The sequence below is a fragment of the Holdemanella sp. genome (assembly GCF_056804935.1).
Genome location: NZ_DBMEXE010000037.1, coordinates 1 through 10,431 on the forward strand (window position 1 = coordinate 1; position 10,431 = coordinate 10,431).

The 10,431-nt window shown below is 36.0% G+C and carries 14 protein-coding genes; 5 read left to right on the forward strand and 9 right to left on the reverse strand.

What is annotated here, in order from left to right:
- Nucleotides 1-102 precede the first annotated feature (102 nt).
- Nucleotides 103-240, reverse strand: coding sequence for a hypothetical protein (locus tag ACZQCL_RS03050; protein WP_158551060.1), 138 nt, complete (start codon nt 238-240; stop codon nt 103-105).
- Between the two features lie 103 nt (nt 241-343).
- On the opposite strand from ACZQCL_RS03050, the gene lacZ reads away from it, so the two are divergent.
- From lacZ to ACZQCL_RS03065, 3 genes are all read left to right on the forward strand, one after another.
- Complete coding sequence (lacZ, locus tag ACZQCL_RS03055; protein ID WP_482481817.1) at nt 344-3,241, forward strand: beta-galactosidase, LacZ type; 2,898 nt, start codon at nt 344-346, stop codon at nt 3,239-3,241.
- Between the two features lie 95 nt (nt 3,242-3,336).
- On the forward strand, nt 3,337-3,519 hold the full coding sequence (locus ACZQCL_RS03060; protein WP_220413856.1) for a type II toxin-antitoxin system HicA family toxin: 183 nt from the start codon (nt 3,337-3,339) through the stop codon (nt 3,517-3,519).
- Between the two features lie 35 nt (nt 3,520-3,554).
- Nucleotides 3,555-3,977 carry a type II toxin-antitoxin system HicB family antitoxin gene (locus ACZQCL_RS03065; protein WP_117571702.1) on the forward strand — a complete coding sequence of 141 codons (423 nt, stop codon included), beginning with the start codon at nt 3,555-3,557 and terminating at the stop codon, nt 3,975-3,977.
- Nucleotides 3,978-4,124: 147 nt separating this feature from the next.
- Here ACZQCL_RS03065 and ACZQCL_RS03070 read toward each other — a convergent pair whose 3' ends face one another.
- Both ACZQCL_RS03070 and ACZQCL_RS03075 read right to left on the reverse strand, forming a co-directional pair.
- Entirely contained in the window at nt 4,125-4,391 is a 267-nt protein-coding gene (locus ACZQCL_RS03070) for a GNAT family N-acetyltransferase (protein WP_333882398.1), read from the reverse strand.
- A gap of 68 nt (nt 4,392-4,459) precedes the next feature.
- Nucleotides 4,460-5,440: a S66 family peptidase gene (locus ACZQCL_RS03075; RefSeq protein ID WP_482481818.1), complete on the reverse strand. Its 981-nt coding sequence runs from the start codon at nt 5,438-5,440 to the stop codon at nt 4,460-4,462.
- A gap of 399 nt (nt 5,441-5,839) precedes the next feature.
- Here ACZQCL_RS03075 and ACZQCL_RS03080 point away from each other — a divergent pair, with 399 nt between their 5' ends.
- Nucleotides 5,840-6,115 (forward strand): type II toxin-antitoxin system RelB/DinJ family antitoxin, encoded by a 276-nt coding sequence (locus ACZQCL_RS03080; RefSeq protein WP_279143443.1) that lies wholly within the window; start codon nt 5,840-5,842, stop codon nt 6,113-6,115.
- A complete protein-coding gene (locus ACZQCL_RS03085) occupies nt 6,112-6,399 on the forward strand; it encodes a type II toxin-antitoxin system YafQ family toxin (protein WP_482481819.1) in 288 nt (95 codons plus the stop codon). Before ACZQCL_RS03080 ends, ACZQCL_RS03085 begins: the two co-directional genes overlap by 4 nt.
- A 103-nt stretch (nt 6,400-6,502) precedes the next feature.
- Here the strand turns inward: ACZQCL_RS03085 and ACZQCL_RS03090 are convergent, their stop codons facing one another.
- The 6 genes from ACZQCL_RS03090 to ACZQCL_RS03115 form a co-directional block, all read right to left on the reverse strand.
- Entirely contained in the window at nt 6,503-6,673 is a 171-nt protein-coding gene (locus ACZQCL_RS03090; protein WP_482481820.1) for a hypothetical protein, read from the reverse strand.
- Nucleotides 6,674-6,986: 313 nt separating this feature from the next.
- On the reverse strand, nt 6,987-7,331 hold the full coding sequence (locus ACZQCL_RS03095) for a cupin domain-containing protein (RefSeq protein WP_118115989.1): 345 nt from the start codon (nt 7,329-7,331) through the stop codon (nt 6,987-6,989).
- An 11-nt stretch (nt 7,332-7,342) separates the two neighbouring features.
- Nucleotides 7,343-8,401 (reverse strand): tryptophan--tRNA ligase, encoded by a 1,059-nt coding sequence (gene trpS, locus ACZQCL_RS03100; protein ID WP_117571709.1) that lies wholly within the window; start codon nt 8,399-8,401, stop codon nt 7,343-7,345.
- Between the two features lie 10 nt (nt 8,402-8,411).
- A complete protein-coding gene (gene galE / locus ACZQCL_RS03105) occupies nt 8,412-9,413 on the reverse strand; it encodes a UDP-glucose 4-epimerase GalE (RefSeq protein WP_118115991.1) in 1,002 nt (333 codons plus the stop codon).
- 47 nt (nt 9,414-9,460) lie between these two features.
- Nucleotides 9,461-9,931, reverse strand: coding sequence for a CpXC domain-containing protein (locus ACZQCL_RS03110; RefSeq protein WP_482481821.1), 471 nt, complete (start codon nt 9,929-9,931; stop codon nt 9,461-9,463).
- Between the two features lie 11 nt (nt 9,932-9,942).
- Nucleotides 9,943-10,431 (reverse strand): M24 family metallopeptidase C-terminal domain-containing protein (locus tag ACZQCL_RS03115; RefSeq protein WP_482481822.1); only part of this gene is annotated, 489 nt, incomplete at its 5' end.

Below are 10,431 nucleotides of genomic sequence, written 5' to 3' on the forward strand. Positions count from 1 at the left end.
CCAATATTCACATTTTCGAAGATCAATTTAAAACTAGCCATAAATTTCCAGTTATTTTATATAGTTAGCTTTTTACCAAATTATTACATAATCCAACATATATTAAATCAACAATGCTACCATTTTAAACACAAATACTACAACCAATAGAATTCCAATCCACTTAATAAACTTAAATGCGACTTTGATTCCAAAATAAATTAAGGCTATTGAAACCACAAAACCAAGAATGTCTGACATCTTTCAACCTCCAATTTATCAAATATTTTAATTGATTTTTACCTTCCTTTCAATACTTGCCTTTGATATAATCTAAGTTACCAATAAAACAAGGAGTGATACAATGCGAACACCAGACTTAAACTGGATCAAAGACCCACGCGTCTTTCAAGTAAATAGACTACAAGCTTATAGCGACCACATATATACAATTGGAAAGGACAAAAAACCAAGCTCATTCTCACTAAATGGAACATGGAAATTCAACCTTTCAAAAAATTATGATTCATGCTTTAAATTCTTCTATAATACAGAATTTAATGACTCCAACTGGAACGACATCCAAGTACCCGGACACATCCAACTACAAGGATTTGATAACCCACACTATACAGACGTTACCTACCCTTGGGATGGACATGACGTGGTAAAACCAGGACAAATTGATATGGACAAAAACAAAGTCTATCAATATCGTAAAACATTTGATTGTCCACAAGACTTTATAGGAAATAAACTCATTCTATCCTTTGAAGGCGTAGAATCCAATATCTACGTATGGCTAAATGGTAAATTCATCGGATACTCCGAAGATTCCTTTACCCCAAGCCGCTTTGACATCACAAAATACACACAAGAAAAAGATAACGTACTCTGCGTACGCATCTTTCAAAAATGCACAGGCACATGGCTAGAAGACCAAGACATGTGGCGCTTTACCGGTATCTTTAGAGATGTCATGATCTATAAACAACCTAGCCAACACATACAAGACTTAAAAATTGATACAGACATCGATCTAGACACAAACAAAAGTGTTCTTAGTTGTGTTTGTAAAATGAGTAGTAATGAATCCCACACACTACAAGCCAAACTATACGATCCACAAGGAAACATCGTATGGAATGGCAATATGCAAGATTCATTTGAAATCCCTGTAGAAAATACATGCCTATGGAGCAGTGAATTCCCAAATCTGTATCAATTAGAACTCGTTTTATACGATACAAACAACGAAATCATTGAAACCATTCAAGAACAAGTCGGATTTCGAAAATTCACGCTCGAATATGGCATTATGAAACTCAACGGAAAACGAATTGTATTCCACGGCATCAACCGCCATGAATGGGATCCAAAAACAGGAAGATGTTTATCTCAAGAACAAATGGAAGAAGACATTCATATCTTAAAATCACTAAACATCAACGCCATAAGAACATCTCACTATCCAAACAACAGCTATTGGTATAAACTATGCGACCAATACGGAATCTACGTCATTGACGAAATGAATCTAGAAACCCATGGAGCCAGGGATATCCTTCCACAAAACAAAACCGAATGGACAGATTGTTTATTAGATCGAGCTAGAAGCATGTATGAAAGAGACAAAAACCATGCCTGCATCTTAATGTGGTCTCTTGGAAATGAATCAGGAAGCGGATCCAATTTTATGATTCTTCACGACTACTTCAAAGAACAAGATCCATCAAGACTTGTCCACTATGAAGGCATCACACAAGATCGAACATTCGAAAACGCTTCGGACATTGAATCTAGATTGTATACATCTCCAGAAAATGTTAAAGCCTATCTAGAAAGCCATCCAATGAAACCATTTATGCTATGTGAATATATGCACGCCATGGGAAATAGTCTTGGAGGCATGGAAGAATATACCAATCTAGAAGACGAATACGAACAATACCAAGGCGGCTTTGTATGGGACTATGTAGACCAAGCCATCCAAAAAGACGGACAATACTATTATGGACAAGACTTCGACGACTATCCAAACGACTCTAACTTTTGTGGAGACGGCATCCTTTTAACCAATCGAGAAGAAACCGGCAAAAGCCAAGAACTAAAACAACTCTACCGCTATGTCGATATGGAAATCCATTTCGATTCGGTAACCATTAAAAATAAAAACCTATTCTACGACCTAAGTAAAGATACCTTTATTTTTGAATTGAAACAAAACGGACTCGTTATACAATCCGGCATCTTTAAAACAAGTGTAGAACCAGGCACTACAAAAACAATGCCCGTACAATTTAAACAAATCAATACCCCAGGCTATTACACAAAAACCATCTACTACAAAACACCATTAGGCATTCAATCCTTTGACCAACAAGTCTTTGAAGTCAAACAAGACCAACCCAAAGAACAAGCCATGCTCGAAGTAGAAGGCAAAGAAACAATCGGCATTCAATTTATCGATACCGAATACCTATTTGACAAACGCAAAGGTTTAGTATCCATTCAAGTAAATGATGAAGAAATACTCAAACAAGCACCAAAACCCATCTTCTACAGAGCCTTAACTGACAATGATCGCGGTGCCAAACAAACCTATGCCAGCTGGCTAAATGCCAGCCTATTTCAAAATGTAGTCAACTTTAAAATGATACGAAACTCCAAATGCGCACAAATAATCTATACCATTCAACTTGAATCCATTGAAGAAGAATGTAAACTCGTCTATACAGTCTACAACAATCAAAGTATTCAAATCCAGTTGCACCTAGACAAAAACTCACAAAGACAAACGCTACCACTCTTTGGAATCGAATTTGCCCTAAAAGAAGAGTTCAAAAACTTCGCCTACTTTGGAAAAGGCGAAAAAGACACATATATAGATCGAGACCATGCCTTAACCGATTTCTACTTTGAAAACGTAGACACAAACTACATTCCATACTTAAAGCCACAAGAACACGGCAACCACACAGACTGCAAATGGTGCAGCCTATCCAACGACACCATTCAAGTAAACATCAAGTCTGAAAAAATGGAATGCATGGCAAGCAAGTATTCCTTTATGCACCTATATAATGCCAACCACACATTTGAACTTCCACAAACCAATACAACCCATCTAAGAATCACAAAACAACAAATGGGCGTAGGCGGAATCAACAGCTGGGGCGCAAAAGTACAACCACAATACTTAATTGACCAATCTAAAAACCTAGACTTTACATGTACACTCTATATTTCAAAGAAGGATTAACCTCCTTCTTTTTGTTTATACGTTTCGCTGTAATACGTATTGCATATGCACGTATATTTTGATATAATAATTGTGCAAGGAGGACACATATGCCAATGACGTCAAAGGATATGGAGCGACTTATCCTTGCGGATGGATGGGTATTAAAAAGCCAAGTGGGTTCCCACAGGCAATACAAACACCCAACGAAAAAAGGTAAAGTGACTATACCATTTCACACAAAAGATTTGTCAAAGTCAACTGAACAATCCATCCTAAAACAAGCAGGGCTTAAATAACTCTGCTTGAATATTTTAAAAAGGAGGTAAACAACATGTTGTCAATTTATCCAGCTTGTTTCTTTGAAGAAGAAAATCATTACTCTGTCATTTTTCCAGACTTCAATTACCTTTCCACATGTGGAGATTCACTACAAGACGCAATGGAAATGGCCGTAGATTGTCTAGCCGGTGCATTGTTCAGCGCAAAACTAGACAATGAAGATATTCCAATTCCTTCAAAGTTAGAAGAAATTGATCCAACACAAATCGCATCTGAACTTGAATTCGAATTTAAACAATCTTTTGTCACCCTTGTATCTGTTGATGTTGAAGAATATGCAAAAACACATTTCAATAAAGCCATCAAAAAAACATTAACCATACCCGAATGGTTAAACAAAGAAGCTATGAGCAAAAAAATCAATTTTTCGCAAGTCCTTCAAGAAGCATTGATTGCCAAATTGCATTCGTTGTAAATTATAAATTAGTAGAATATTATATTATCAACAAGCCCCATACCTTCTATAGATATGGGGTTTTTAACTATTCCTTTTTTCCCGGATTACAAATAATGATACTACCAGCACCCTCAAACTCTTGAAAACCATGCTTCACATAAAAAGCTACATTGCTCTTGTCTTCAGGCATACCCTCAATATACAAATAATCCTTATACTTCTCTTTAACCAGTTCAATAAAATGCCAGCAATACCCAAACCCTGATACTTTGGATTTACAAGTACATAATGCACATACGCAAGCATCTCACTATCATCTAGCACACGAACTAATCCACAAAGCTTTCCATCCTTCCAAGCACTAATGACTGTACTTGAATGCATTAAAGCCTTATACAATCGCTTTGGATATTCACCAGACACCCAATTCACTTACAGGAACAATTCTTGTACTTCATCGGTGTAAACTTCTTCTCTTGAGTATATTCAATCATTTAAAATCACTCTTTCATTTCATAATCAATAGTACCCTGACCATCACAAATCTCAACACGCGCCATGGCACCATTTACTACATACATATGCGGATATGTATGTCCAATATCCACCTGAAATACAACATTGATATCAGGTAGTGCTTTTTTAAAAGCGTCTTCATACCCAATTAAATCCGAAACATTCTTAAATAGTACACGACCTACCAATATAGCCTTCGTATATTTAAAATACCCCATATACTTCATCTTCAATAAAGCACGATACACATCACATGAATTCATTGAAAAAATATCAAGGAACCAAATAATCCCATCCAACTTATAGCGTTCATTAAATTCTTTTACAAAATCATAAGGCGTGCCCGCCATGTCATTTATACTCTCAAAACAACCACCAAGTAATCTACCCGATACACTACAATCACCCACATACTCTGTCTTTGTGTTAAGTATTGGAGCTCCATCATTATAAAAATCAACATCCTGATGCATAGAACTCGAATGCAGTTCACTATTCTTTCCCTTTAAAAAATCAAGACACAAACTCGAATATTCATTGATACCATATTCATCAAAACTACCCGCATTAAAACCATACACCGTAGCCAAATCACACTTACAAGTTATGGGAAACAATAAATTTGTAGGATCACTCGCACCCAAGTACCACTTGGGATTCTTTTCAATCCAATCAAAATCAATATACGGCAACGTCTCAAACTGAAAGTCACCCCCAGCCGCCAACCATACGGCTCCAATTTTAGAATCATTCACCAACGAATTCAATTCATCAACACGAGTTTTGGCATCAATACTTGGTTCACTATTATTACGAACACTAGCTGTTTCAACAATATGAAACCCATTTGATTCAATATACTCTATAGACGCATCAAAACTATCTAGCTTATGCCCTACACCACTCGACATAGCGCAAACACCAATCGTATTATACTTCTCATTTAAAAACTTAGGATATTTCATACACAAAAAAACCTCCACACCCATTATAAAGGAAAAACGACAAGACACAAAGTCCTGCCGTATTTCCCATAGTTTTAAGATAGAAAGGAAGTTTTATGTATTAGCACTTAATACACCTTTATTATAATCCCTATACAACCATTTGTCTTTGTACTTTTTAGTGAATTTGTATTTTTTGTATTAAGCACAAATCAAAAGATACAAATTATACACTATAACTCAAGTGACTCGATTACATTTTAGATAATTAGATTTTTTTGTTTTCAATTCAAATACAAGCAATAGACTCTCCATACAAAATATTCTGTTTTTTAAATCTTATACACGTCTATTAGGTTGACTATGCAATGCATTAGATATATAATTTAAGTGTAATAAGTAGATAAGGAGTTGACATTTATGGCTAACACAACTAATTTCAGTGTTCGTATGGACAGCGATATTAAGAAACAATGCGAAGCAATGTATGGTGAATTAGGTATCAATCTTACTACTGCAATTAACGTGTTTCTTCGTCAATCACTTCGTGTTGGTGGTTTCCCTTTTGATGTACGTATGGAGAAACCAAACAAAGAAACGATAGCAGCAATGTTGGAAGCAGAACGCATTGCACGTGATTCATCTGTAAAGCGCTACTCTGATGTAGAGGAAGCATTGAAGGCATTAAAAGAATGAGTAAACATTTAGACATCGTTTGGACAAATCAATTTAAGAAGGATTATAAGCTTGCGATGAAGCGTCATCTTGATATTGATCTTCTTGACAACATTATTCGTAAATTGGCTAGCAACGAAGAACTTCCAGAGAAGAATAAGGATCACGCATTAACCGGAAACTGGATTGGTCATCGTGAATGTCACATTCAGCCGGATTGGCTACTAGTCTATCGAATTGAGAATGATTTACTCGTGTTAACATTATCCCGAACAGGAACACATAGCGATTTATTTGGAAAGTAAAAAGACACACTCGGTATCCCATCATCAAAATACCGGGTGTTTTTCTTGCTTCCCACAGCACTAAAAATTAAATAACCCAAACCGATTATCTGTAAATACACAATCATTTTTTTACAAATCCAAACAATTTCCTATATTCTTCAACATCTTTTAGATCATGATGATCATTTGTTGTTTGAATTTTGATTTTCTTTGTATCCGACATAATACGACAAAATCGATCTATATCAGAACCTTTAATTTTATATGTATCTGTAAAACTCTTGATTGCCATACAATATACCCTACCTTTCAAAAATAAACAACGCTTACCCAGGCCACTACGGCGTGTGAGACGCATCTTTTACCCACTTCAGACGTTCCTATATCTATAATACACAAAGTTTGACCAACAAAAAAGAGTAGGCGCGCATTCCTACTCTTTATGCATCCTCTATTAAGTCGCGATTTAAGAGAATAAATTGACGGATTATTTCTCACAGAAATATTATAGAGAGAAATAGTTCTATGTGCGAAACCGCTTTCACAAAACCAATAGTATTATATATCAATTTTGTTCATTGTGTTTGCACAAATTAGTAATCTGTTTACATTTTTTGTTGAGAATCATAAATAATCAAAGCCATGAAGACTAGATCCTCATCTTGTTCATTCAAAATGCTATGACCCTTGCCACTCGGTGTAAAATAATGTTCCCCTGGCTTTAAATATAAAGTTCGCTCATGATTATCATCCAATGTTGCCACTCCAGAAAGAACGAAATAATCTTCGCCATCTCCATTATGCACATGATAACCAACACTACAACCCTTCTTTAAAGTGACCTTGGCATACACACGGTTCATACCATGCATCTCTTGTGCACTCATGATATGTTCAAAATGCGCAATACCAGTACCACCCATAAAATTTTCTTTATCTACAACTACCATTTTCTATACCCCTAGATCAAAGAATTATCTTTGAAATAATTGATTTTCATACTTGACTTCACTTCATCCAAAGTCTTTTCCGCTGTCGCATACGCCTTTTTCGTACCCTCTTCTAGAATCTTGACAACTTCAGGAAGTTTTGCCTGCCATTCCAATCTTCTTTCACGAATTGGAGCCAACTCTTCTTGCATAACACTATTTAAGAAACGTTTAACCTTCACATCTCCTAAACCACCACGCTGATAGTGTGCTTTTAATGCATCCAAGTTTTCATATTCCGGCAAATACTTTTCGAAATGCTCTGGCTTACAGAATGCATCCAAATATGTAAATACACAGTTCCCCTCAATCTTACCAGGATCACTCACCTTAATATGATCAGGATCTGTATACATACTCATAACTTTCTTCTTGATTGTCTCTTCATCATCCGACAAATAAATACAGTTACCCAAAGACTTAGACATCTTTGCCTTACCATCTGTACCCGGAAGTCTTAAACAAGCACAGTTTTGTGGTAATAAGATTTTAGGTTCTACCAAAGTCTCACCATAAATCGAATTGAATTTATGAACGATCTCCTGCGTCTGTTCAATCATAGGCATCTGATCTTCACCAGCAGGAACCGTAGTCGCCTTAAACGCCGTAATGTCTGCAGCCTGTGAAATTGGATAACACTGGAAGCCAACGGGAATACTCGCATCAAATCCACGCATCTTAATTTCAGCCTTCACAGTTGGATTTCTTTGAAGACGACTTACAGAAACTAAGTTCATATAATAGAATGTCAATTCTGTCAATTGACTGATTTCAGACTGAATAAAAATCGTTGTCTTACTCGGATCAATACCACAAGCCAAATAATCCAAAGCCACCTCTAAAATGTTTTCACGCACCTTATCCGGATTATCAAAATTATCTGTCAATGCCTGTGCATCCGCAATCATAATATAAATTTCATCATATTCTCCAGAATTCTGTAAAAGAACACGATTTCTTAAGGAACCCACATAATGTCCAATATGCAATTTACCCGTCGGACGATCCCCCGTTAAAATAATCTTAGCCATAAATACCTCACTATAATAATTGTTTCTTCGCAAAATTCCATGTATCTCTACACATATCATCCAAGTTCTTTTCAGCTACCCAGCCAAGCTGTTCCTTAGCACGAGTCGGATCTGCGTAGCAAGTCGCAATATCACCTGGACGTCTTGGTTTGATGACATAAGGAATCTTGATTCCATTTACTCTTTCAAAGGCATGTACAATATCTAATACACTATATCCTTTTCCTGTTCCCAAGTTACAAATATGTACACCTGGTGTATTGTACTTTTCAATTGCTAATACATGTCCTTTAGCCAAGTCGACCACATGAATATAGTCACGAACACCCGTTCCATCCGGTGTATCATAATCATCTCCAAATACACCAAGTTCTGGAAGTTCACCTGTTGCCACCTTCATAATATAAGGCATCAAGTTATTAGGGATTCCCTTTGGATTTTCACCAATCAAACCCGATTCATGCGCTCCAATTGGATTGAAATAACGAAGTAAAGTTACACTCATTTCTGGGTTGGCAAACTGTACATCCGTTAAGATTCTTTCCATCATCGCTTTTGTAGCTCCATAAGGATTGGTTGTTTCACCTAGCTTACAGTCTTCTGTTAAAGGAACCACTTCAGGATCTCCATATACAGTCGCACTTGAACTAAACACAATACTTGGAACATGATACTTTTTCATCATCTTGGCCACCACTAAAGTAGTCATCAAGTTATTTGTATAATATTCAATTGGTTTTTGAACACTTTCACCAACTGCTTTAAATGCGCAACAATGAATCACCGCATCCAATTTATTTTCCTTAAATACAGATTCCGTCTTTTCCTCATCTAACACATTAAATTCATAAAATTTAACACGCTTTCCTGTAATTTTATAAATCGATTCCAACACATCTGGTTTTGAATTTGAGAAATCATCAATCACGACAACATCATGACCACTTTCTAATAATTCAACACAAATATGACTACCAATATATCCAGTACCACCGGCAATTAAAATATTCATACTTAAAACCTCATTTCTATCCAACATTATAACCTATTTTGACAATACTACAAAATAAGAATCTCTTTACATTCCTCTTTGGTTAAAGATACAGCCATATCCTCAAACCAAAGACAACCATTCTTCTTGTCATAATAATCAAATTTGATACTACGACCCAATCTTTTTTCCAACTGCTTCTTTTTAACCAGTACAAGTTTAGGATTTAAACACTGATCATAGATCTTAAAAGCCAAAAGAAACTGTGAAACACTATGACAAAGTACAACCATCTCATCTTCACTCAAATTATCTATATTCTTTTGTTGTGTCAAGACAAGATTAAACTTCTTTTTCGGATCCCGATATAGGAATGGATAGTACAAATAAAACATGGACTTACACTTTTGACATTGATGCATAAAATACGAACCATCATTCAAGCGAATTCTAGCGACACTATCCATTTGTGCAATCACAACCGTATCTCTTTTTATCTCAAAAACATGCCCACAATGTGGACATGTGATTGGTATCATTCTTTCTTTCATTAAATAGATCGACAAGCCGATTTTAACCACTCAGCTTCATCACTTGTTAAATAAGGACTGATCTTTTCCAAGACCTCTTTATGATAGTTGTTCAACCAAGCCTTTTCTTCATTTGTCAATAAAGAAACATCCAAACCATCCAAGTCAAAAGGTACAAACGTAATTGGCTCAAAATGCATGAACTGACCATAGTTATTCACATTGCCTTTTACGACAACCATTTCATTTTCATGACGAATACCAAACTTACCTTCACAATAGACACCCGGCTCATTTGAAGTAATCATACCCTCATCTAATACACACATTTCATTACGATGAGGCAACACTCTCCATCTAAAGCCATTTGGTGATTCATGTACATTCAATAAGTGGCCTACACCATGACCTGTACCACATTGATAATCCACATCCTGATCCCATAGTGGTCCACGAGCTAGAATATCTAAGTTGATTCCTGAACATCCAAATAAGAAGTGTGCATCCGA